Here is a 21725-nt window from a genome sequence, read left to right as displayed (position 1 = left end):
CTGGCTACTGTCCCGCGCTCGCGGACTCGATGGACTTTTGCATGTCTGACAAAGCAGTTTCCACGGATTTCTCCCCCTTGATGGCAGAGTAGGCATTTTCCTGGATGGCCTTGGTGACCGCCGGGTAGAACGGCGTCACCGGACGCGGCACGGCATTCTCGATCGACGTCTTCAAGACCGGCAGGTACGGAAGCTTGGCGACGAGGTCCTTGTCTTCGTACAGCGAACCCAGGACCGGGGCCAGCGAACCCTGGGTGGCGTAGAACTTCTCAGTTTCTGCGGACGTCATGAACTTCAGGAAGTCCAGGGCGGTGGCCTTGTTCTTCGAGTAGACGCTGACGGCCAGGTTGTGGCCACCCAGTGACGAGGCACCCGGACCGTCCTTGCCCGGAAGGGCAGCCAGACCCAGGACGTCCTTCACCTTGGAGGATCCTTCCGTGACGGCCAGGTTGTAGACGTAAGGCCAGTTGCGCAGGAACAGGAGCTTGCCGTCCTGGAAGGCCTGCCGGCTTTCTTCTTCCTTGTAGGTGATGGCTTCCTTCGGAATGTTGCCGTCGGCATATGCCTTCGCAAGGTTTTCCAGCCCTGCCTTGGCTTCACTCGTGTTCAGGCTGGGTTTACCGTTCTTGTCCAGCACGGAGCCACCCGAGGAGTTGATGGCCTCCGACGCGTTGACTGTCAGGCCTTCGTACTTGCTGTATTGGCCCGCGAAGCAGCCAATGTTGTTGGCTTTGGCGATGGAGCACATGCCCATCATTTCGTCCCACGTCTTGGGCGCGTTGGGAACCAGATCCTTGCGGTAGTAGAGAATGGCGCCGTCGGAGGTCTGCGGGGCGGCGTACAGCGTCCCCTTGTAGGTACCGCTTTCGACGGTCGGCTTGAGCATGGCACTGGTGTCGATCGCCATCTTGTCCTTGAGCGGCTGCAGCCATCCCTTGGCGGCGAACTCGGCTGTCCAGACAACGTCCACGTCCACGACGTCGTAGCCGGCGTCTTTCGCCTGGAAGTGCTGGACAAGGTCGTCATGCTGCTGGTCGGCCTGGTCTGTCTGTTCCTTGAACGTGACCTTCTCATTCGGGTGCGCGGCGTTCCACTTGTCGACCAGGGGACGGACCACGTTGCTGTTGTCCTTGCCCTGTACGTAGGTGATGGGACCGCGGCCGTCGAGGCCCTGTTCGGCGTCACCGCCGCCCCCGCCGCCGGTGGTGCCGCCGCCCCCGCCGCAGGCGGAGAGGGTAATGGCCAGGATGCCGGCCGCGGCGGCGGGCAGTAGGAACTTAGGGGATTTCATGTAGGAGACTCCTCGCTGAGTTTCGAGCAAATCGGCGGTGCAGTTGAAGTGGTGAGGATCACACTAGTAAGGTTACTGCCGGAAATGCAAGCGTTTACACTCAATGTTTACGGAAAGGATATCTTTGCCGAACAGCTCCCTCTCCCCTGCAGGCTCCTCCACCCAGGCATGGTGGACCAGCGCCGTTATCTACCAGATTTACCCCCGCTCCTTTGCAGACTCGAACGGCGATGGCATGGGCGACCTCAACGGGGTGACGGCTCGGCTGCCCTATCTCCACCGGCTTGGCGTGGACGCGATCTGGCTGTCACCGTTCTACAAGTCTCCCCAGGCGGATGCCGGTTACGATGTGGCGGACTACCGCCAGGTTGACCCACTTTTCGGGTCACTGGCCGATTTCGACGCGATGCTGGAGGCGGCGGCCACGCTGGACATCAAAGTCATTGTGGACCTGGTGCCCAACCACACGTCGGACGAACACACCTGGTTCCAGGAAGCTCTCGCCTCAGCTCCAGGATCCGACGAACGGAACCGGTACATGTTCCGGAAAGGTAGCGATGAAGCCGCGGGCAGCGGCGACGGAAACCTCGCCCCCAACAACTGGAAATCCATCTTTGGCGGACCCGCCTGGAGCAGGGTGACCGAAGCCAATGGCCGCGCCGGGGAATGGTATCTGCATCTTTTTGATACCAAACAGCCCGATCTGAACTGGGACAACGCTGAGGTCAAAGAGGAGATGCGTTCTGTGATGCGTTTCTGGTTGGACCGGGGTGTTGCCGGTTTCCGCGTCGATGTTGCCCATGGGCTGGTCAAGGAAGCCGGGTTACCGGACTGGGAAGGCGTGGCCGCCATGGTGGAAGGCACCGGGGAGGCTGCCGACAAGGGACATTTGCCGCCGGGAGATGCTCCGGGTGGCCATACGGAAGCCCAGGAACCTCACCGCGCTGTGTCGCCGCAATACCCGCCGTCGCCGTTCTTCGACCAGGACGGCGTGCATGACATATACCGGGACTGGAACCGATTACTGGCCGCTTATGACGGCGACCGGATGATGGTTGCCGAGGCATGGGTGGAACCGGCAGAGCGCTTGGCCAGGTACGTTCGCAAGGACGAAATGCAGCAGGCTTTCAACTTTGATTTCCTCCTCGCGGGGTGGGACGCGGAACGCATGGCCGAAGCAATCCAGGACTCCCTCCATGCGGCCGCGTCCGTCGGAGCGCCATCCACCTGGGTGCTGAGCAACCACGACACCGTCCGTCATGGCACCCGGTTTGGCCTGCAGGATCCCACCACATTCCCCAAGGGCATCGCCGCCGCGGATGAGCAGCCGGACGCAGCCCTGGGCCTGGCGCGCGCCCGCGCGGCCGCCATGATTTCCCTTGCGCTGCCGGGCTCGGCCTACATCTATCAGGGTGAGGAACTGGGCCTCCCTGAGCACACCACCCTGCCGGACGAGGCCCGGCAGGACCCGACCTTTTTCCGTACCAACGGTGTGGAGGTGGGCCGCGACGGGTGCCGGGTTCCCCTACCCTGGCGGGCGGACGAACCCGGGTATGGCTTCGCGGAGGCTTACACCAGTGAGGGCGGCGCCGGCGTCAGCGGTCCCGCCGCGCCGTGGCTGCCCCAGCCGGAGTCCTTCAGGGACCTCGCTGCGGACCGGCAGGAGGACGTGCCCGGTTCCACCTTGGAGCTGTACCGCTCAGCGGTCGCTTTCCGTTCGGCCAACGGCCTGGGGTCCGGAACGTTCCAGTGGGCCGGCCTTCATCAACCGGCCAACGGTGTCTTGGCGTTCACCAACGGCAGCGTCCTGGTCCTCGGCAATATGGGTTCCGCAGCGGTGCCGGTCCCCGCCGGCTACAGGGTGGCACTGGTAAGCGGATCCGGACCCGGGGCCGGCGAGGCCGCCGCGGAGCTGCCGCCGCACAGTGCGGCCTATCTGGTTCCCGCGTAGCTCCCCACGGCAGCGCGCTCCGTCGAGTTTTAGCGGACGCGTTCGGCGCGGCTGAACCGTGTCCTGGCCCCGGCGCCGATGTGGATCAGGACCGGCGTGGATTTTCCCACCACCGCGTCCAGAGCCGCCACAAGGCCGGTGACTTCCGCGGCCAAGTGGTGCGGCGCCACGCCCTGGCGCGGCTGCAACCGAATCTTCAGTGCCGGCGTGCCGCGGACGTCGTACGTGGCCACTGTGGCTCCGGCGAGATCCGGACGTTCCGCCAAGGCATGTTTGAGTGCCTGCTCTGCCACTCCCCCGCTGATGCGTACGTCGCCGGGGACGTCGCCGGGATCGAATTCGGCCACCAGGAGGTTGCTGCGGCCCTTGCCCTGCTGGGCCACCCAGGCAACCATCAGGGCGATCAGGATCACCAAGGCGACGGCCATCATGATCCACAGCCAGCTTTCGGGGCGGCCGGGAAAACGGGTCCCGTCAAAAGCCTGGTTCACGCCGTTCCAGGCGGCACCGGACCACCCGTGCCACCACGTTCCGACGGCGGGAACGGTGGCCAGCAGCACCAGGAGGATCCCTACCGCAAAAAGTTTAAGCCCAAGGATTCCGAGCAGGATCCGGTTGAGAACCGTGGGTGTGCTGGTCATGCGCCGATCACCCCCGCAGTGGAAATGTTCACGCGGACTTCCGGGACAGGATCCAGTGCCATCTCCGTGAGTTCGCTTTCGACGGCGGCAAGCACCGCCTGTTCCGTCACCGGCACACCGGAGGTGGGCCGGACGTTGACCACGACCTGCCGCTGCGAGACCACCACCATGACCTGTTCGGGGGTGACGTTGGCCGCCAGCCGTGCACTGCGGGCCAATGCCGACGCGATGACTTCGTCGTCCACCACCACTGCGACGGCGGAATCGCCGCCCTTGAGTACGTGCCTCGCCCGTCTGCCGGGGAGCACGGCGTTGAGCAGGAAAAAGAGTCCGGCCATCGCAACCACGGCACCCCCGGCACCGAGCAGCAGCGGCGGCAGCCCGGCCGGCAGGGCCACGATGCGTTCGGCCGCCAGTTGGGGTTCGATCAGCCAGGCGGGTTGCCCGATGGCGTGCACAGCCGATTCGAGCAGGCCATAGCCCGCCACCACCATCACCAGCACGGCCGCCACTGTTGACACCGCGGCCCGTGATGAATGGGTTTCCCGGTGCACCACCCTGTGCATGTCCAACCGGGGACCCTCGGGCGCCGGGGCGGCTTCCCTGGGGGCCGTCAAATTCCCGTTGTCGAGTTTGTGGCTCACTGGACCCTGCCTCCCTCGCTTGGCTTGACACCGCTGATACGGATATCCACTCTGCTCAGGCGCGCCCCGCTCAGCGCGGTGACGGTATTGAGGATCCGGCTCTTGGCCTGCACCGTCCGGTCCCGGATCGGCCCTCCGAACGCGGCAACCCTGCCGGCATCCCGCAGCACCGCTGCCAGGGGCGGCACCCTGATGGGTGCCACGAGCGCTAAAGCCAGCAGGCCGTCGTCGTCCGACCAGTCCGCACGCACGTCATGCGCTTCGACCCCCAGGGCCTCGGCTGCGGCTGCCTTGGCAAGGCTGGTCAGGGCCTGTGTGCTGATCCTGTTATGACCATGCAGCCCCTGTGGAGGGAAGGACGGTACGGCCGCGGTCATGATGAGGAGCGCCGGCCGATGATCGCATCCATGACGCCGCGCAGGTCCAGTTTTCCTTCCGCAGCGCGGCCCAGCAGGGCCCCGATGGCCATGAAGAGGAGCGAAACCAGGAAGCCCCACAACCCGAACTGGAAGGACATAAACGCGACGAATGCGCCCACAGCGATGCCCACGACGGTCAGGTTCACAGCAGTGCCTCCCGCTCTGTAGCTACAGGAGGCGCGGCCTTGGGCGGCGGGGCCACGTAGACATCCGTTATTTCGACGTTTACTTCGATGACCTGCAGGCCAACAAGTTCCTCAACGGCGCGGTACACCGAGGCCCGGACCTGGTTGGCGAGGGAGTGGAGGGGAGTGCCGTAGGAGGCCACCAGGCTGATGTCCACGGCAACCTGGGTTTCGCCGACCTCGGCCCGGACACCTGCGGCGTGGTCCGAGCTGCCAACCGCATCCCGGATGGCCCCCAGGGCCCGCGACGGTACGGAACCGAGGGAATAGACGCCGGGCACGGAACGGGCAGCGATGCCGGCGACCTTGGCCACGGCTGTTTCAGAGATCACCGTGCGGCCATGGCCGGGCGCTGCCGAAGCGGCAGCGAGCTGGCCGGCATCAAGCTGGCGACCGGCCGGATCGGGTTGTGGGTTCTGGTATTCCATCAGGCACTTCCCCTTCTGTTGTTTCCAACCCTATCCCTTGGCCGTGACAACATGCGGTAATTTTCCGGCTGCCGCCCGCGCAGCTTCGTAGGCGGCTCCCAGCCTGCCAACGCCGGTTAAAGAAGAAAAGCACCAGTTCCGAAGAACTGATGCTTCCCAGTGGTGGCTCCGACCGGCGTCGATCCGGTGACCTTTCGATTTTCAGTCGAACGCTCTACCAACTGAGCTACAGAGCCTAGGTGACATGTCACCATGACCGCCGAAATCTCTTCCGGCAACCAGAGCGACCCTGACGGGACTTGAACCCGCGACCTCCGCCGTGACAGGGCGGCGCGCTAACCAACTGCGCTACAGGGCCTTGCGTTTCTTGCTTCGCAGTATGCCTACCGCGTTTTTTCAAGGCTCCTAGCTTACCAGACATTTTCTGCCTGCCAGACCAGTTCCTTGCGTACCCCCAACGGGATTCGAACCCGTGCCGCCGCCGTGAAAGGGCGGTGTCCTAGGCCGCTAGACGATGGGGGCCAGAACCCGTTCGGAACAAAAGAAAAGGCTTCGGGCCGAGGCCGTCAGTCTTTGCCGTTTGGTGTTTCTCCGAACTGGACTCTAAAACTATAGGGCCTTGGATGGAATATTCCAAAATCGGGCCGGGAAGGACTCAACGACGCGGCCGGGACAAGCGAAGATGGACGGATGGATGCCGTCGCCGCGCTCAACGAGATCGCCTTTTGGCTGGAGCGCGGACGCGCTGCCACCTTCAAGGTCCAGGCCTTTCGGAAGGCAGCCGGGGTCATCGCCGGCCTGGCCCCTGCCGAGGTGGAGGCACGTGCCCGGGACGGCAGGCTCAAAAGCATGAAGGGAATCGGCGACCGCACCTACCAGGTGGTGCGCCAGGCGGTGGACGGCGAGGTGCCGGACTACCTCGCAGACCTTCGGCTGAAGGGGCAGGAGCCTCTGGACGACGGCGGGACTGAGCTGCGGAAGTCGCTGCGCGGCGATCTGCACAGCCACAGTGACTGGTCCGACGGCGGTTCCCCCATCCAGCTGATGGCTGCGGCGGCGCAGGTGCTGGGCCGCGAATACCTGGCCCTCACGGACCACTCACCCAACCTGACCATCGCCAACGGCCTCAGCGTGGAGCGCCTCACAGAGCAGCTCGATGTTGTGGCAGGGCTCAACGCGGGCAACACCAACGGTTTTCGGCTCCTTGCGGGCATCGAGGTGGACATCCTGGAGTCCGGCGAGCTGGACCAGACTCCGGCGATGCTGGACCGGCTGGACATCGTGGTGGCCAGCGTGCACTCCAAACTCCGCTCGGACCGGAGCACCATGACCGAACGCATGCTGGGTGGCATCCGGGATCCGCACACCAACGTCCTGGGCCATTGCACCGGCCGCTTGGTGGAAGGATCGCGCGGCACCCGGCCCCCGTCCGAGTTTGATGCCAGGGAAGTCTTTGCCGCATGCGCCGAACACAACGTGGCCGTGGAGATCAACTCGCGGCCCGAACGGCAGGACCCGCCGGACAACCTGATTCAGCTTGCCCTGGACGCCGGGTGCCTCTTTTCAATCGACAGCGACGCCCACGCACCCGGACAGCTCGACTTCCTCCAGTATGGAGCCGCCCGCGCCGCCCTGAACGGGGTCCCCGCCGAGCGGATTGTCACCACATGGCCCCTGGACCGGCTGATGGCGTGGGCCGGGAAGGGCTGACGAAGCCGGCTACTTTACCGCGGCGGCCAGTTTCTGCCGGAAGTCCTGCTTGGTGGTCAAAGTCAGTTTCTCGCCGTTCAGGAAGAAAGTCGGAGTGCTTCTCACGCCCAGGGCCGTGCCGTCCGCAACATCGGCACGGATGCGGTCCTTCGTTTTCTCATCGAGCACAACAGCGTCGAACGCGGCGAGGTCGAGTCCCAGGTCCGCAGCAAAGGTGCGGAAGAGCGGCGCCTGGGACTCGGGCTTTCCGTGCCACCGATCCTGGGTTTCAAACATCTTCGCGGCCATGGCTTCAAACTTGCCTTGCTGCGCGGCAGCTTCCACAGCGAGCGCGGCGGTGCCGGAGTTCGGGTGTGAGGGGAGCGGGAAATAGCGGTTGACGAAGGTGATGCTGTCGCCAAATTCCTGCTTCAGTTCCTCCGCGAAAGGATGGATGGAGCGGCAGGCTTCGCATTCAAAGTCCAGGAACTCCACCAACTGCGCCTTTTCCACAGCCGGGGCGGTGAGCCGGTGGCTGTCCGCCCGGACCAGTTGTTCGGCGGCTTGAGAGGCTGGAACGCCCGGACCGGCCGCGGCAGGCGGCACGGCCGGGGCCGCGGGCTTGTTCAGCGTCAGCATCGCGTACCAGGCACCGCCGGCCACCACCATGACACCGAGCAGGATCCAGATGACCCGGCGGACCCTCTTGGCAGGGTCGGGGGCGGACCCGCGGGACGTAGAAGCTGTGACCATGGAACGCATCCTAACCGGCCCGCAGCAGTACCCGGCTATTCGCAGCCCGGCCCATGACAGGAACTCGACCAGAGGTGACCGATTTCCGCCAGCCGCCAGCCCGGTGCAGGGCTAGATTGGCAGCATGGCTTCCACCTCCCCCGTCGATTCTGCACACTCAGCACCCCCTCCCGCCGGGCACGGCCGCGTCAGCAAACCCGGCATCGCGGCTGTCCTGGTCACGGTGGTGCTGTGGGCATCGGCGTTTGTGGGCATCCGGGCGATCGGACCAAACTTTTCCCCCGGGTCCCTGACGCTGGGCAGGTTGGCGGTTGCCGCCGTCGTACTCGGTGCCCTGGTGCTGCCTCAACTGCGCAAGGGCAAGGCACTGCCGCATGGCCGCGAATGGTGGCCCATCCTCGGCTACGGGGTGATGTGGTTCGGCGGCTACAACGTGGCGCTGAATGCGGCGGAGCACCTTCTGGATGCCGGCACCGCGGCCCTGCTGATCAACGTCAATCCCATCCTGGTGGCCATCATGGCGGGCCTCGTCCTGAGGGAAGGCTTCCCGCGCTGGCTGATCATCGGCAGCCTGGTGGCCTTCGGCGGGGTGGCGCTGATCGCGCTTGGTTCGGGCCCGTCTTCGGGTGAACGTTCGACGGCGGATGTTGCCGGCGTGCTGCTCTGCCTCCTCGCCGCCGTGCTCGCCGCGGTCAGTGTCATCATCCAGAAACCGGTGCTGCGGAAGGTTCCGGCTGCGCAGGCCACGTGGTTTGGCATCATGGTGGGCGCCATCTGCTGCCTGCCGTTTGCCGGGCAGCTGGTTTCTGAAGTGCAGGCCGCGCCGGCGTCCGCTACGTGGGGGCTGGTGTACCTCGGCGTCTTTCCGACGGCGATCGCCTTCACCACGTGGGCTTACGCGTTGTCCCTCATCGAGGCCGGGAAGTTGGCCGCCACCACCTACCTGGTGCCCGGGACCACCATCCTGATCTCCTGGCTCCTCCTCAGCGAAGTCCCCTCCGTCTGGGGCCTGGCGGGCGGCGCTGTCTGCCTGGTCGGGGTGGGCCTCACCCGCCGCCGGGCCTAGCGATCCCCGGGCCGCAAAACCGCCGTACCCGCGATGACCGGAGTGGCCAGTGCAACAGCCGGTGGTTCAAACCTGCTGACTTCGCTGAAGTCGAACCCGGCCTCGGCAATGGCTGCAACCGTGTCCCGGTTGAGGTGGCAGCCGGGCGCAACGAACCGGCCCCACAGGCCGTCCAGCCTGTCCTGCCAGCGGCCGGCACGGCCCGGACGGCGGACGTGTTCCAGCACAGCCAGGGTTCCACCAGGCTTGAGTACCCTGCGCGCTTCCAGCAGCGCAAGCCGCTGATCCGGCACCGAGCACAGCACCAGGGTGAACACGACCGCGTCCGCCTCGCCGTCGGCCGGCGGCAGGTGCTCCGCATCGGCGTCGGAAACGGTAACCGGGACGGGTGATTCCCCCAGCCGGGTGCTCAACCTGGCCCTCATGTAAGGATCCGGTTCCACGAGAACGACGCGTTTTGCATGGCGGAAGTGGGAAAGATTGGCTCCGGTGCCTGAGCCGACGTCCACCACAGTTCCCTGCAGCCCGGCGAGCAGCCGCGCTCTTCTGGGCGCGAGCTCCCTGCGTTCCACTGGCTTCAACAAGGTGTCATAGGTGGCTGCAAACAGGCGGTGGTGGATGGACATGCGGTTCCTCACTTGGGGGTCGAGGTCCGGCTTTCAGTATGCATGCCGGCCCCGCCGCGGACTAGAGTCTGCTTATGCCCGCCCATCTCCCGCCCGGACTGCCCATCATCCCGGAGGGCCCGCACGAGCCGCTTCCCTTCGAGATGTCCGCTGACGACTTCGAAGCCGCTGTCACTGATGCCCTGGGCCTGATCCCGCCCAAACTTGCAGCCGCCATGGACAACGTGGCCGTCTTTGTCGAGGACGACTATGTGCCCGGTCCCGGTGAAGACCCGGACACCGTCCTGCTGGGCCTCTATGAAGGTGTCCCCCTGACGGAGCGTGATTCCTGGTGGGACGCCGGTTCGCTGCCGGACCGGATCACGATCTTCCGCCAGCCCATCCTGGACATCTGCGTCTCCCGCGAGGAGGTCATCCGGGAGGTTGCCGTGACCGTGGTGCATGAGATCGCCCATCACTTCGGCATCGATGACCACCGGCTGCACGAGCTGGGCTGGGACTAGCCTTGTAGCCATGGGACACGACCACAGCCACACGCACGGGATCACAGCAACGGGCCGGCACCGCAAACGGCTCATCGCCGTCCTGGCCATCACGCTGACCGTTGTCCTGGTCCAGGTGGTGGGGTCCGTCCTGTCCGGATCCCTGGCGCTGCTGGCAGACGCCGGCCACATGCTGTCCGACGCCGCTGGCGTCACCATCGCCCTCCTGGCAGCCTGGATCGCGGGGCGGCCGGCCAGCGACCAGCGGACCTACGGCTACCAGCGCGCGGAGGTCCTCGCCGCCCTGGCCAACGCCCTGATCCTGATTGTCATCTCCGTGGTCATCTTCACCGAGGCCATCCGGCGCATCGGGTCGGCGCCCGAAGTCCATACCGACATCATGCTCTTCGCCGCCATCCTGGGCGCCGTGGCCAACCTGGTGTCGCTGCTGATCCTGCACGGCGCGCACCGGGACAGCCTGAATGTGCGGGGGGCGTATCTTGAAGTGCTCGGTGACCTGCTGGGTTCCTTCGCCGTCATTGTCGCGGCCCTGATCATCATGTTCACCGGCTACCAGGCGGCCGATACCATCGCCTCAGTCCTCATTGCCCTGATGATCCTGCCGCGGGCCTGGAGCCTGCTCCGCGATGTGGTGGACGTTCTCCTTGAAGCCACTCCGAAGGGTGTGGAGGTTCAGATGATCCGCGAACACATCCTCAGTGTCGACGGCGTGGTGGACGTCCACGACATCCACATCTGGACCATCACCTCCGGCGTGCCGGTGTTTTCCGCCCACGTGGTGGTGGAGGACGGCGTCCTGAACGCCCGCGGCGCAGACCAGGTCCTGGACAAGCTGACCGCGTGCCTCGGCTCGCACTTCGACACCGAGCACTGCACATTCCAGCTCGAGCCTGCCAGCCATTCCGAGCACGAGTCCGCCCAGCACGCGTAGTTCCTCCTGGCGGTGGGCCTGCGACACGCTGGCTGCAAATGGGACGGAATCACACTGTTGTTGTTTATGTTATTGATGTGACTGCTGTTGCCAAAGTGGAGCATGTCACGTAGCCTCTGACTGCTGGGCGATCAGCAGAGGGGCCATTTGTGCCGCCACCAGACCTCGCTCCCCCAGCCTGAGTATCCTGCGAGGTTCTGCGAATGGTTTTGTCCGGATCCGGCCTGAGGGCCGTCGTACTGTGTACCGCCGTTGTGCTTTCCGGGACACTCGCCCTTCCCGCCCAGGCATCTTCGCTGCCTGCCATCCAGCGGCCGGCCTCACCGGAGGTGCCCTCGGCCGAGGACATCGCGGCGGCGAAGTCCAATGAAAACGCGACGGCGGACCAGGTCACCGCGATCGAACGGCTCCTGGCGGAGGCCGCCGGCACCCAGCAAGTCACCTTCGCGCTGACGCTGCAGGCAAATAACTCCTACAGCGAGGCGTTAGTGGAGCTTCAGGCGCGGCGAAGCGCGGCGGAAGTCGCCGCCGCACGGGCCGAGGTGGCCGTGCAGGCGCAGGACAAAACCCGCAAACAGGTGGGCCAACTGGCTGGCGACCTCTACCGCAACGGTGGTCTGAATCCGACGCTCACCACATTCGTCAGCGGCAACGGCGAAGGGCTCCAGCAGGCCGCAACGCTGCAGGCCATTACGGCCAGCCGTAGCCGGGCCTTTGAATCCGCGGAAACTGCCGCCGCTGCGGCGCAGTCGCTTACCGCCTCCGCGTCGGACGCCAAGCAGGCCGCCGACGACGCCGCCAAAACAGCCGAAGCCCGCAAGGCCGAGGCCGAAGGAGCTAACGCCGCCCAAGTACGGGCCGTAGCCGAGGCAAGATCCCAGCGGACCGTTCTGGTGGACCAGCTCGCCGAGCTGAGAAACACCACTGTCGCCCTGGAGTCCGCCCGGGTGGACGAACTCGACCGGCAACGCGAGGAGGCCAGGCTGGCGGCCATCACTGCGGCTGCGGCACAGGGGACACCGGGCCAAACGGCGGTCGCGCCGGCTGCGCCTGGTGCACCGGGTGCACCGCGGGCGATAGCCCCCCAGGCGCCGGCGGCACCGGGTATCCAGCCGGCGCCAGAACCTGCTCCCGTCCCGGCTCCCGCTCCGGCGCCAGCCCCAGCACCGGCGCCAGAACCCGTCCCAGCCCCGGCGCCCGCGCCAGCTCCTGCCCCCGCGCCGGCACCCGCCCCTGCTCCTGCTCCTGCGCCAGCCCCTGCACCTGAACCTGCACCGGCCCCCGCGCCGGCACCAGGCGGATCGGTGGAGACCGCTATCTCGGTGGCGATGTCAAAGACGGGATCGCCCTACTTCTACCAGTACGGCGGGACCGGACCGACGGGTTTTGACTGCTCCGGCCTGGTCCAAACCGCGTTCGCCGCGGCCGGCATGTACCTGCCCCGCACCGCTGCCCAACAATTCGCCGCAGCTCCCGTGCATGTGCCGCTTTCCGAGGCCCGTCGCGGCGACCTGTTGGTATGGGGCTCGGCCCCGGGTTTTTATCACGTCGCCATCTACCTCGGCAATGGCCAGGTGGTGCAGGCACTCAACCCGGATGAAGGCATCGGAGTCACCCAGTTGAGCCGGATGGCCGGAATGCAGCTCTACCCCTACGCCGCCCGCTACTGACCAGGGCGTCTGCTGAACAGACGTCGCCTACTGACCAGGCTTCGTGTATTCACCGGGCCGTGTACTGACGGGCGCCGTGGCCGGCCTCAGGACAGAATGTCCTTGGTGACGAACCGGGCATAGGCGAGGGCTCCGAACACAGCCACGTATCCGGCCTGGAGTACGGCATTGCTGGCGAAAGAGTCCCACACCACCGGCTGGCGCAGGACATCCGCGAACCCAAACCAGTAGTGCGTGAACAGCCATGGATGCAGCCATTCCAGCTGTGGCAGCTGGTCCGCGATCTGGGATGCCACGGATACCACCACGGTGGCCGCCATCGCCCCGACGGGAACCACCGTCATGGTGGACAGGAACAATCCGATGGCTGACAACCCGGCCAAAGACACCGCCAGATACGCGGCGATCAGGACAATCCGTAGCCCTGCCTCCGGCGGCTGGACCACGTCGCCGGACAGAAGGGTCACCGGCCCGACGGGGAACAGGGCCGCTCCGATCGCCGCCCCGGCCACCGCCACCGTGAGCGGGGCAGCCAGGCAGAAAGCCAGCGCACCCGTGTATTTCACCAGGAGTAGCCGGACCCGCCCGGCCGGCGCTACCAACAGGTAACGCAGGGTGCCCAGGCTTGCCTCCCCGGCGATGGTATCGCCCGCCACTACCCCAATGGTGAGGGGAAGGAACAGCGGGACCGCGACGAGCATCGCGGTGACGGCCACGAACAATCCGTTCTGCGTGATCCGGTCCAGGAAGGCGGGCCCCCGCCCCGGCGGAACAGCTGACGAAAGCCGCACCGCGACGGCGATCAGCACCGGTATTGCGGCCAGCGCCGCCAACATGGCCCAGGTCCGGCGACGGCGGAAGAGGGTGGCAAGTTCGGACGTCAACAGGGACAGGCTGGAGCCAGCCGCCGGGACGGTCCCTGCCACCGGCGTGCCCGCGGCAGGTGCAACGCTGCCCACGCCCGCAGCGGTGTCAGCACTGGAAACTTCACTGGGCAACGTCGAATCCCTCCCCCGTCAAGGCAACGAAACGTTCCTCAAGGCTTTCCCGCTCCACGGCAAAGCCGCGGACCCGCACCCCTGCCGCCACAAGCGCCGCCACAATGTCCTCGGGATGGGGCAACACCGGCTCCTGCACCTGTTGTGCGTTACCTTCTGCGTTACCGGCAATTTCCGCCGCACCCGCCGGCCGGGCCACAGCCGCCGCCCCGGCGGTGACCACCTCGCCGTCCATCCCGGGGCTCCCCGCGGCATGGAGTCCCGCAGCGTTGATTCCCGCTACGCCCGCGCGTTCGGGAGCCATGCCCAGCCGCAGCAGGACCTCACAGGCGGTGCCGGCGTCGGGCGTTAAAAGACGGATCCGCGTTTCGCCGCCCCGGCGGAGCTCCTCAAGCGGGCCCTGGGCCACTAACCGGCCGGCGCTCATGATCGCCGCGTGCGTGCAGATCTGTTCCACCTCGGCCAGCAGATGGCTGGAGACGAAGACGGTGGCGCCGTCGGCGGCGAGGGAGCGGATCAGGCTGCGCACTTCGCGGGTGCCCTGCGGGTCCAGGCCGTTGGTGGGCTCGTCCAGGACCAGCAACTCGCGCGGGGACAGCAGGGCGTTGGCGATCCCCAGGCGCTGTTTCATGCCCAGCGAATAGGCGTGCACCCGTTTGCCGGCGGCGTGCGAGAGCCCCACCCGGTCAAGTGCCGCCGCCACGCGCGCGTTCCTGGTGCCGGGCGTTCCGTGCCGGCTCGCGGCGTCGAACCGGTGCAGGTTGGCGGTGCCGGACAGAAAGGGATAAAACGCCGGCCCCTCCACCAGAGCCCCGACGCGCGGCAGCACCTCCTGCAGCTGCCGGGGCATCGGCATCCCCAGGACGCTGACGGTTCCGGCCGACGCCGCGGCGAGGCCCAGCAGCATGCGGATGGTGGTGGTTTTGCCGGATCCGTTGGGGCCGAGGAAGCCGAAGACGGCACCCTGCGGCACGGCCAGGTCCACATTGTCCACGGCCAGCTGGTGGCCGAACCGTTTGGTGAGGCCCTGCGTTTCGATGGTCAGCCCGGCGGCACTGCCACCGGCCGGGCTCATGCCGCGCCGGCGGCGGCCTGCAGCCGGTCCGCCGGAACCATCCCTACAAAGATCCTGCCGTCGTTGGTCAGCAGCACGTTGACCAGGGACGAGGACAGCAGCCGTCCGCCGGGTACGACGACGGCGGCCTGGGACAGGAGCGGATCCTTCAGGAGCGATTCGCTGGCCTGTGCTTTTTGACCGTCGGCTGGCGCCGGGAACCCCACCACGGTTTCCCAACCTGTGCCGGTCACTGCGAGCCGGGGTCCGTCGTGATGCCGTGCGTCGAGACTAGCCCCGGGCGTGCGCTCGGGGGTGGTCATGCCTGGTTTTGCCGGGAGGGCTGACTTGGACGGCATGGGAGGCGTCTGCAGTTCTTTGACCGTGGCTCCCGGCGGGGCGGCGAAGTTGAACGTGGCGTCTTCAGGGGCGGCGAGGGAAAGGCTGGTGTAGCCGGCTTCGAAGGCGGGTTCCGACTGGCCGCGCGCGGACACCGTGACCTTGAGCGGCATACCGGTCTGGCCGTCGACGGCGATGACTACCTTCGCCAGCAGGGTGCCCTCGGTGCGCGGCGCCAGCTCCAGGCTGTAAGCGGACCGGCCGGCCACCTGGGCCTCCGGGCCAACGGTGACCCCGGTGGAGCTGTCAACCTTGGCCAGGAACTTCGTGGCCAGGTCTTCCGGGGTGGGGATGGCCTTCGTTGACGGGTCCGCACTGGAGCCGTCCTTGCCTGGCAGAGGCAAATCGCTGGCGACATCCGGAAGCGTTACGTGGGCGGCGGAGTTGTCCTTGGAGTTATAGAACCAGACGTCGTGGTCGCGCCGGATGACGTCGCGTTCCGCCAACCGGTCCATCACCTGGACGCGCATTTTGGCCGGTCCGTCCATAAAGATGCGGGCGGTGTGTTCGCCGGTCAGGAGCTCGATGATCGATGCCGGACCGCCGGCTGAAACCGGCCCTGAACTGGGCGTGCCGGGCGGCAGTTCGGGCAGGCCAAGGTGCGAAACCTGCTCCAGAGTGCCGGAGAAAGTCCTGCTGCTGTGCTGGCCCAACAGGGTGAGGACCTCGGCGGGAGACTTCTGCGGCAACGGGTCACCGGCCCGTGCAGGAATGGATCCCGCCAGCACACCGGCGGCGATCAATGCGGGTACAGCTGCGGCCGGCACCCAGCGCTTCCATGCGCGGTTCATGCCGGGCCCGCTTCTTCGTTGGAGCCCATATGTTCAGGTTACGCCTGGGGACGCCTGCGCACACCCCCGGAGTGACACACAGCGAACGGCGCCGGAGGTTACAGAGTCACCACGGTTCCGGCGCTGCCGTCCACCGTGATCTGCTGGCCGGTGGTTAGCCGCAGGGTGGCGTCCGGGACGCCCACCACGGCAGGGATGCCGTACTCGCGTGCCACCACGGCGCCGTGTGAGTTGGGCCCGCCCATCTCCATCACCAGGCCGCCGGCCGTGAGGAACAGCGGGGTCCAGCCGGGGTCCGTGGATGGCGCCACCAGGATCTCACCGGGTTCAAGATGGGCACCCACCGGGTCCAGGATGACGCGGGCTGCGGCCGTGACGGTACCGGCGGACGCCGGGCTGCCGCTCAGGATGCCTGCCTGATCGGGCCGGCCTGTGCTGCCGGCCGGCTGCACCGACTCCGGTTCCGTGCCATCGGAAAGCAGCACACGGGGCACGTGCCGCCGGGCCACCTCCAGGGCATACGCCGCCCGCCGTTCGGCCACCAGGCCGCGCAGGTCAGTCCGGCCTGTTCCCGGCTGCCCGCCGGGCCCGCCTTCCGCCACCCTGCGGAGCCCGGCCCTGGCCTCGGGGAGGTTCAGGAAGAAGACGTCGTCCGGCGCGTCCAGGGCGCCGGCAGCCGTGAGGGCCGTTCCCACCAGGGTCAGCTGCTTGCGGACTTCGGCGAGTGCCACCACCAGTTGGAACTTGGGTAGTTCCCGAAGGCCGGTAAACAACCGGGCACGCCGCAGCGCTGCCTTCACCACGGCACCCCGCAGCTTACCGCGGCCGCGCGCTTCCGCAACAAGCCGTTCAATCTGGGCCTCGGCCGCCTCGGCGGCGTTGCTGAACTGGACGTCCGGCGGGACCGCGCCGTCATCGAGGCGCAGATAGTTGGCCAGCACGCCGATGATGTGGGTGGGATCGTCGGACCAGCGCGGCACTCCGACGTCGATCTCGGCCACCGCCCGGTGCCCGTACTGATCCATGAACCGGGCTAGTCCGGCCTGCAGGACACTGGGCAGTTGGCCTGCCCTGAAGTCCGCGGTGAGCGCGGCGGGTGTGCGGCCGGTCATCGCGGTGCGGGATTCGCGGTCGTTTCTGATGACCTGCGCAAGACGCCACAGTTCCAGGTCCATCTCGGTGGTCACATTATTGGGGAGGCCGCGAAGGACCACCTGCAGGTCATCCCACCTGCCGCCGCCCAGCAGCCTCCCCACCAGTCCCAGCGAGGCGAAGCCAAGGGCCGGGAGGGGAAGGATGGATGGCACCACCGAGAAGAGCCGGACGCCGAGGATGTGTTCGGCGTGATCGAGCCGCTGCAGCGCAGTGGCGCCGGCCGGGGGCTGAAGGGAGTTGCGGAATTCGCTCGCCAGCCGGTTGGTCCGGCGGAGCGCCGTCTCCGGACGCAGGGCCGCCCGCAGCAGTGCCTCCGGCACCCGGGCGCGCACGGCAATGGGACCCAGGTGGCGCAGCAGGCTGAGGGGAGTCCGGCGGGTCACAGAAAAACGCGGGTCCTCGAAGATGGTTCGCAGCACTGTGGCTGAGCGCGCTTCCATCACGTCAAAAACCCTGGGGACTATCCGTCGGCCAATGGTGCTGCGGGCCACCGCAGTGAGGTCGAAGTACATGCGCTGGCCCGCCTCGGCGTAGGGTGAGGGGCCGTTATAGGGCTGGGGCACGTCGAAGTGCGCAGCGCGCGCCGCGGAGGAGGCGATCAGCCGGAATGCTGCCAGGCCCATTGGCGTAAGCGGACGGGTCAGGCCCTGCGCCAGGCTCAGGCAAAGGTAGACCCGCGTCCCGGCCGTCGCGGCGGGAGTGCCCGCAGCCTGGACTGCCGGCCGCTGGGGCACCGGGAACAGCGTGGTGATGGGCCGTGCCTGCGTCAGCCACAGCCGCCCGCCGCCGTCGATGGCCCATTCGATGTCCTGGGGCGCGCCGAAGTGTTGCTCAACGCGAAGTCCAAGGGCGGCCAGCTCGGCCGCCTGCCGGTCCGTGAGGCAGGCCGTGGCGCCGCCGTTGCTGACTGCCACCGTGTGGGTGCCGCCGCCGGTCAGGGGCCGGACGGCGATGCGTTTGTCCCCAAGGCGACGTTCGAGGACCCGGCCGCTGACCGGATCCACCACAAAATGGTCCGGGTTCACCGCTCCGGAGACCACCGCTTCCCCGAGGCCGGGGCTGGCGTCAATGACCGCCTGCTGCCGGCGGTTCGTGAGCGGGTTCGCCGTAAACAGCACGCCGGCGGCGGTCGCATCCACCATGCGCTGGACCGCGACAGCGAGGGCCACGGCCGCAGGGTCGATATCCCGGGTGGCCCGGTAGCTGACCGCCCGGTCAGTCCACAGCGAAGCCCAGCAGTCGCGTACCGCCTCCACCACGGCCGCTGCGCCCACCACGTTGAGGTAGGTGTCCTGCTGCCCGGCGAAGCTCGCGGACGGCAGGTCCTCGGCTGTGGCCGAGGACCGCACCGCCACCGGCACGTCTTCCCCGAGCGCCTGGTAGGCGGACTCGATGGCGGCGGCTATGTCCGGCGGGACCGGAGCGGCCCGGATGGCGTCGCGTGCCCGGCCCGCCAGTGCTGCCAGGGCGGGAAGGTCGGTGTCCGTGGTGGTTTTGAGGGCCTCATGGACCGCGCCCAGCAGGCCGGCACCTCCGTCTGCATGGCCGTCCGTGGCTTGGCGGTAGGCCGCCGTCGTCAGGCAGAATCCGTCCGGCACCGGCAGACCGGCGGCCAGCAGCTCGCCAAGGTTGGCGGCTTTCCCTCCGACGACGGCCAGCATGTCAGCCGTGACAGCCCCCAGCCCGAGGATGGGAGACCCGCCCGTCACTGTCCTGCGTCCTTTTTCGGGGCCGGGGGTCAGGCTGCGCCGAGGACAGGGCCGAACTTCGCCCTGTCCGCCAGCCGCGGATCGTCCCTGTCAGGTACCACCATGACCGGCCCCTTGGTGTGGGCCAGGACGCCGCCCGAGGTGGAACCCAGCAGCATGCCGGTGAAACCGCCCCGGCCGCGCGTGCCCACCACCACAAGTTCCGCATGCCGGCTGGCGTCCACCAGGACCTCAACGGCCGAGCCGTCCTTCACTTCCGATTCCACCTGCAGGTTGGGGTAGTGGCTCTTCAGCCAGGCTTTCCCGGCTTCGAGCTGTTCACGGATGTCGGCAAAGAGTGCCTGCCGGTCCACCGGTGCCGGGACCCACGCCAGCGACCCGCTGAACTGCGGCACGGCACAGATAACGCGCAGGGTGGCACCGAGCCGTTCCGCCTGGTCCGCGGCCTCCAGCACAGCCACGCGGGCTTGCTCTGACCCGTCCACGCCCACAACAACGACGTTCTCAACCCGCTTGTGCCCCTCCTTGGCCTGCTCGGCCCGGATGCGCTTGTCGTCGGTGGTTTCGCCCAGCCGGTCCGAACACACGAGCGGCACGGTGACCGTGGGGCACTTGGCGTGGGCAGGAAGTGCGCTGCTCACGGAGCCCAGCAGACGGCCCACAAATCCGCCGCGACCCCGGGTGCCGAACACCAGGAGTTCCGCCGTTTCCGACATTTCCAGCAGCACCCCGGAGGCGTCGCCGTTCTCCACGGAGGCATCGACGTCGATGTTGTAGCCGGCAACTTTGTCCATGGCCTGCTGGATGATCGCTTCCGCGCCCTCGCGGATCACCGAATCATCCACGGTGGCATAGCCGCCGTCCAGTCCGGACGCGGCGAAGATCGGCACCGAATACGCGGTGACAATGTGCAGTGGCCGACGGCGGCGTTCGGCTTCCCGTGCCGCCCACACCAGTGCGCACTGGCCATGGTCGGACCCGTCTACACCAACAACGATTCCCTCGGGAGCGGCGGAGCTGGCCGCATTGTTCCGCTCCGGGTCCGGTTGCATCTCATGTGCGCCCATCGGGCCGCCTCCTCGCGGTACTGCCTCATATTCCGGCTGGTGTTCCGGCCATTCTGCCAGAAGCCGAGCGCTCCGCCGGCACCGGTGCCAGGACATTGCGGCTGGTCAGGAACGCACTGCTTCCATTTATCACTATTCTCGGTCCTTGACTGCTTAGCAAGGGCGCCGCGGCCGCACGGCCGCTTCTCCCCGGCCCTTGGCAATCAGTTCGGCAACCGTATCCATCGTTAAGACGAATGTTTCCAAATGGGCTATCCCCGGACACCAATATTCTGTATCCTTCGAGGCACTGACGGTCCGTTGATGTCCTCTGCAGGAGTGCATCGCGGGCCGCTGTTGCGGGCCGGACTTTGGGGGTACGGAAACGCATACGGGCAACGATGCCTGTATCAAAGCGAACGCCTTCAAGGAGGAGAACTGTAGTGTCAACCATGCCTGTGACCGGCGGGACCGAGCGCACCACCACGGTGATCATCGGCACTGGGCTTTCGGGGCTCGCCGTCGGGGCTGAACTGCGGCGGCGCGGTGTGGACGCCATCGTGGTGGACGGGCTGGACATCCTCGGCGCCGGGCAACCGGCCAACACCACCTCGCTCCAGCGCTGCGACGCCGCCGACTCCGATTCCCTCCGGGAACGCAACGAAATCCTCCGGCATCTGCGCAACTATGCCGCCAGCCATCAGATGGACGTCCGCAACACCACACGGGCCGTCCAACTCACCATGGTGGGCGGGGCCGCCCGCAGCCCGGACGCAGCAGACGCGTCATCGGTGCAGCCGCGCGCCGGCCAGTGGGAGGTCCACACCCCCGATGGCATCCTGTTGGCAGACCACATTGTGCTGACCCGCTGCGCGCACAGCCAACTGCGGCGCATGCTGAGCGACTTCGGAATCACGGTGGGCCGCAACCTGGTGGCCGCCATGCGGACCATCGGCATCTACCTGGTAGGCGTGGGCGACCTCATTACGCCCTCGCCGAAGGAAGTGCTGCGGCAGGCAAAAACCGTTGGCCAGGCCATCTCCTCCAAGGTTCACCCGGAGGGCGGCCCGGACCTTGTCGCGGGAAGTTTAGCCGTCTAGGACTTTGACGCCCCGGTGTCCTCGTCCTCGCCACCGACGGCCAGCCGCCGCTTGGCCAGGACGCCGATCGTCACCAGCAGCCCCAGGGCCACGGCAGCGAAGATGACCAGGCTCCAGGGAAACGGTTCCGATGCGTCAACGGCCGGTTCGGGCGCCACGGTTATTCCCGGCTGGGCGGTGCCCATGCCCGGGACCCCCGCCGCCGCCGTCGCACTCGCACCGGGCGTTGAAACGCCCGACGCCGGCGCCCCCGCAGCGGCGCCCGTCGCCGTAAAGCCAAACGTGCCCTCGATGGGGTGCGAATCCGAGCTGACCACACGCCAGGCCACGGTGTAAGCCCCCGCCGGCGCGCCCGCCTTCAGCTTCTGCGACGCCACGTTGTCCACAATCTCGACCGCCCCGTCAGCCCACTCGGCACCGGAGGAGTCCTTCACCGAAAACTGCGCGCCAATGCCGAGCGGGTTCTTGCTGAACGTGACCGAGACCTTCTCAGGCGGCGCCGCCAGGGTGGCACCCTGCGCGGGACTGCTGGACTCGGCGGCGTCGTGCGCCAGCGCCGGGCCGGAAAACCCCAGCAGCGCGGCGGCGAAAACGAAAGTCCCGAGCAGGATGCTCAGCAACTGGCGGCGAATGGAACGCATGGATGGACTGCTCCCTTGGAAGATGGCTTCCTTCC

General features: G+C 67.1%; 21 protein-coding genes and 3 tRNA genes. 7 read left to right on the top strand and 17 right to left on the bottom strand.

Annotation, left to right across the window (positions count from 1 at the left end; all coding sequences use genetic code 11):
- Positions 1-4 precede the first annotated feature (4 nt).
- On the bottom strand, positions 5-1291 hold the full coding sequence (locus tag SBP01_RS02285) for an ABC transporter substrate-binding protein (protein ID WP_275214024.1): 1287 nt from the start codon (positions 1289-1291) through the stop codon (positions 5-7).
- Between the two features lie 103 nt (positions 1292-1394).
- On the opposite strand from SBP01_RS02285, the gene SBP01_RS02280 reads away from it, so the two are divergent.
- Complete coding sequence (locus SBP01_RS02280) at positions 1395-3242, top strand: glycoside hydrolase family 13 protein (RefSeq protein ID WP_275214023.1); 1848 nt, start codon at positions 1395-1397, stop codon at positions 3240-3242.
- 29 nt (positions 3243-3271) lie between these two features.
- Here SBP01_RS02280 and SBP01_RS02275 read toward each other — a convergent pair whose 3' ends face one another.
- The 8 genes from SBP01_RS02275 to SBP01_RS02240 form a co-directional block, all read right to left on the bottom strand.
- Entirely contained in the window at positions 3272-3883 is a 612-nt protein-coding gene (locus SBP01_RS02275; RefSeq protein WP_275214022.1) for a hypothetical protein, read from the bottom strand.
- Positions 3880-4449, bottom strand: coding sequence for a DUF6286 domain-containing protein (locus SBP01_RS02270; protein WP_275214141.1), 570 nt, complete (start codon positions 4447-4449; stop codon positions 3880-3882). The genes SBP01_RS02275 and SBP01_RS02270 overlap by 4 nt, the downstream gene beginning before the upstream one ends.
- A gap of 74 nt (positions 4450-4523) precedes the next feature.
- On the bottom strand, positions 4524-4904 hold the full coding sequence (locus SBP01_RS02265) for a hypothetical protein (protein WP_275214021.1): 381 nt from the start codon (positions 4902-4904) through the stop codon (positions 4524-4526).
- Positions 4901-5092, bottom strand: coding sequence for a hypothetical protein (locus SBP01_RS02260; RefSeq protein ID WP_275214020.1), 192 nt, complete (start codon positions 5090-5092; stop codon positions 4901-4903). The genes SBP01_RS02265 and SBP01_RS02260 overlap by 4 nt, the downstream gene beginning before the upstream one ends.
- The gene (locus SBP01_RS02255) at positions 5089-5559 is read right to left on the bottom strand and encodes an Asp23/Gls24 family envelope stress response protein (protein ID WP_275214019.1); all 471 of its coding nucleotides are present in this window, start codon (positions 5557-5559) and stop codon (positions 5089-5091) included. The genes SBP01_RS02260 and SBP01_RS02255 overlap by 4 nt, the downstream gene beginning before the upstream one ends.
- Positions 5560-5719: 160 nt before the next feature.
- Positions 5720-5795: transfer RNA gene (locus SBP01_RS02250), tRNA-Phe, on the bottom strand.
- Between the two features lie 48 nt (positions 5796-5843).
- Positions 5844-5917 (bottom strand) — tRNA-Asp (locus SBP01_RS02245).
- 91 nt (positions 5918-6008) lie between these two features.
- Positions 6009-6081 (bottom strand) — tRNA-Glu (locus SBP01_RS02240).
- Between the two features lie 168 nt (positions 6082-6249).
- On the opposite strand from SBP01_RS02240, the gene SBP01_RS02235 reads away from it, so the two are divergent.
- Positions 6250-7269, top strand: a complete 1020-nt coding sequence (locus SBP01_RS02235) for a PHP domain-containing protein (protein WP_320537343.1) — start codon at positions 6250-6252, stop codon at positions 7267-7269.
- A 9-nt stretch (positions 7270-7278) separates the two neighbouring features.
- Here SBP01_RS02235 and SBP01_RS02230 read toward each other — a convergent pair whose 3' ends face one another.
- Positions 7279-8001 (bottom strand): DsbA family protein, encoded by a 723-nt coding sequence (locus SBP01_RS02230; RefSeq protein ID WP_320537342.1) that lies wholly within the window; start codon positions 7999-8001, stop codon positions 7279-7281.
- Positions 8002-8125: 124 nt separating this feature from the next.
- On the opposite strand from SBP01_RS02230, the gene SBP01_RS02225 reads away from it, so the two are divergent.
- Entirely contained in the window at positions 8126-9067 is a 942-nt protein-coding gene (locus SBP01_RS02225; protein WP_320537341.1) for a DMT family transporter, read from the top strand.
- On the opposite strand, the gene SBP01_RS02220 is transcribed toward SBP01_RS02225, so the two are convergent.
- Positions 9064-9693, bottom strand: coding sequence for a class I SAM-dependent methyltransferase (locus tag SBP01_RS02220; protein WP_320537340.1), 630 nt, complete (start codon positions 9691-9693; stop codon positions 9064-9066). The two genes, SBP01_RS02225 and SBP01_RS02220, sit on opposite strands and share 4 nt — an antisense overlap.
- Positions 9694-9767: 74 nt before the next feature.
- Here SBP01_RS02220 and SBP01_RS02215 point away from each other — a divergent pair, with 74 nt between their 5' ends.
- From SBP01_RS02215 to SBP01_RS02205, 3 genes are all read left to right on the top strand, one after another.
- Positions 9768-10196, top strand: coding sequence for a metallopeptidase family protein (locus tag SBP01_RS02215; protein WP_275214014.1), 429 nt, complete (start codon positions 9768-9770; stop codon positions 10194-10196).
- Positions 10197-10206: 10 nt separating this feature from the next.
- Positions 10207-11127, top strand: coding sequence for a cation diffusion facilitator family transporter (locus tag SBP01_RS02210; protein WP_275214013.1), 921 nt, complete (start codon positions 10207-10209; stop codon positions 11125-11127).
- 203 nt (positions 11128-11330) lie between these two features.
- Entirely contained in the window at positions 11331-12797 is a 1467-nt protein-coding gene (locus SBP01_RS02205) for a C40 family peptidase (RefSeq protein ID WP_320537339.1), read from the top strand.
- A gap of 86 nt (positions 12798-12883) precedes the next feature.
- Here SBP01_RS02205 and SBP01_RS02200 read toward each other — a convergent pair whose 3' ends face one another.
- From SBP01_RS02200 to SBP01_RS02180, 5 genes are all read right to left on the bottom strand, one after another.
- On the bottom strand, positions 12884-13795 hold the full coding sequence (locus SBP01_RS02200) for an ABC transporter permease (RefSeq protein WP_414004254.1): 912 nt from the start codon (positions 13793-13795) through the stop codon (positions 12884-12886).
- Positions 13785-14870, bottom strand: coding sequence for an ABC transporter ATP-binding protein (locus SBP01_RS02195; RefSeq protein ID WP_320537338.1), 1086 nt, complete (start codon positions 14868-14870; stop codon positions 13785-13787). Before SBP01_RS02195 ends, SBP01_RS02200 begins: the two co-directional genes overlap by 11 nt.
- Positions 14867-16039: a hypothetical protein gene (locus SBP01_RS02190; protein WP_320537337.1), complete on the bottom strand. Its 1173-nt coding sequence runs from the start codon at positions 16037-16039 to the stop codon at positions 14867-14869. Before SBP01_RS02190 ends, SBP01_RS02195 begins: the two co-directional genes overlap by 4 nt.
- Before the next feature lie 98 nt (positions 16040-16137).
- Positions 16138-18855, bottom strand: a complete 2718-nt coding sequence (locus SBP01_RS02185) for a PEP/pyruvate-binding domain-containing protein (protein ID WP_320538404.1) — start codon at positions 18853-18855, stop codon at positions 16138-16140.
- 77 nt (positions 18856-18932) lie between these two features.
- Entirely contained in the window at positions 18933-19970 is a 1038-nt protein-coding gene (locus SBP01_RS02180) for a universal stress protein (protein WP_320537336.1), read from the bottom strand.
- Between the two features lie 431 nt (positions 19971-20401).
- On the opposite strand from SBP01_RS02180, the gene SBP01_RS02175 reads away from it, so the two are divergent.
- Positions 20402-21049, top strand: a complete 648-nt coding sequence (locus SBP01_RS02175) for an FAD-binding protein (protein WP_320538403.1) — start codon at positions 20402-20404, stop codon at positions 21047-21049.
- Here SBP01_RS02175 and SBP01_RS02170 read toward each other — a convergent pair.
- Positions 21046-21690: a copper resistance protein CopC gene (locus tag SBP01_RS02170; protein ID WP_320537335.1), complete on the bottom strand. Its 645-nt coding sequence runs from the start codon at positions 21688-21690 to the stop codon at positions 21046-21048. The genes SBP01_RS02175 and SBP01_RS02170 overlap by 4 nt on opposite strands.
- Between the last annotated feature and the right edge of the window lie 35 nt (positions 21691-21725).

The sequence above is a fragment of the Pseudarthrobacter sp. IC2-21 genome (genome assembly GCF_034048115.1).
Taxonomy (GTDB): Bacteria; Actinomycetota; Actinomycetes; order Actinomycetales; family Micrococcaceae; genus Arthrobacter; species Arthrobacter naphthalenicus.
The sequence above is the reverse complement of the archived record's forward strand: the minus strand, read 5'-3'. Positions and strand labels throughout refer to the sequence as shown.

Excerpts from the sequence above, each read along its gene's own strand:
- SBP01_RS02205 (WP_320537339.1), top strand. The coding sequence starts at position 11,331 with ATGGTTTTGTCCGGATCCGGCCTGAGGGCCGTCGTACTGTGTACCGCC.
- SBP01_RS02185 (WP_320538404.1), bottom strand. The coding sequence starts at position 18,855 with ATGCTGGCCGTCGTCGGAGGGAAAGCCGCCAACCTTGGCGAGCTGCTG.
- SBP01_RS02270 (WP_275214141.1), bottom strand. The coding sequence starts at position 4,449 with ATGCACAGGGTGGTGCACCGGGAAACCCATTCATCACGGGCCGCGGTG.
- SBP01_RS02225 (WP_320537341.1), top strand. The coding sequence starts at position 8,126 with ATGGCTTCCACCTCCCCCGTCGATTCTGCACACTCAGCACCCCCTCCC.
- SBP01_RS02170 (WP_320537335.1), bottom strand. The coding sequence starts at position 21,690 with ATGCGTTCCATTCGCCGCCAGTTGCTGAGCATCCTGCTCGGGACTTTC.
- SBP01_RS02175 (WP_320538403.1), top strand. The coding sequence starts at position 20,402 with ATGCCTGTGACCGGCGGGACCGAGCGCACCACCACGGTGATCATCGGC.
- SBP01_RS02190 (WP_320537337.1), bottom strand. The coding sequence starts at position 16,039 with ATGAACCGCGCATGGAAGCGCTGGGTGCCGGCCGCAGCTGTACCCGCA.
- SBP01_RS02195 (WP_320537338.1), bottom strand. The coding sequence starts at position 14,870 with ATGAGCCCGGCCGGTGGCAGTGCCGCCGGGCTGACCATCGAAACGCAG.
- SBP01_RS02180 (WP_320537336.1), bottom strand. The coding sequence starts at position 19,970 with ATGGGCGCACATGAGATGCAACCGGACCCGGAGCGGAACAATGCGGCC.
- SBP01_RS02285 (WP_275214024.1), bottom strand. The coding sequence starts at position 1,291 with ATGAAATCCCCTAAGTTCCTACTGCCCGCCGCCGCGGCCGGCATCCTG.
- SBP01_RS02280 (WP_275214023.1), top strand. The coding sequence starts at position 1,395 with ATGTTTACGGAAAGGATATCTTTGCCGAACAGCTCCCTCTCCCCTGCA.
- SBP01_RS02210 (WP_275214013.1), top strand. The coding sequence starts at position 10,207 with ATGGGACACGACCACAGCCACACGCACGGGATCACAGCAACGGGCCGG.
- SBP01_RS02255 (WP_275214019.1), bottom strand. The coding sequence starts at position 5,559 with ATGGAATACCAGAACCCACAACCCGATCCGGCCGGTCGCCAGCTTGAT.
- SBP01_RS02275 (WP_275214022.1), bottom strand. The coding sequence starts at position 3,883 with ATGACCAGCACACCCACGGTTCTCAACCGGATCCTGCTCGGAATCCTT.
- SBP01_RS02235 (WP_320537343.1), top strand. The coding sequence starts at position 6,250 with ATGGATGCCGTCGCCGCGCTCAACGAGATCGCCTTTTGGCTGGAGCGC.
- SBP01_RS02230 (WP_320537342.1), bottom strand. The coding sequence starts at position 8,001 with ATGGTCACAGCTTCTACGTCCCGCGGGTCCGCCCCCGACCCTGCCAAG.
- SBP01_RS02220 (WP_320537340.1), bottom strand. The coding sequence starts at position 9,693 with ATGTCCATCCACCACCGCCTGTTTGCAGCCACCTATGACACCTTGTTG.
- SBP01_RS02215 (WP_275214014.1), top strand. The coding sequence starts at position 9,768 with ATGCCCGCCCATCTCCCGCCCGGACTGCCCATCATCCCGGAGGGCCCG.
- SBP01_RS02265 (WP_275214021.1), bottom strand. The coding sequence starts at position 4,904 with ATGACCGCGGCCGTACCGTCCTTCCCTCCACAGGGGCTGCATGGTCAT.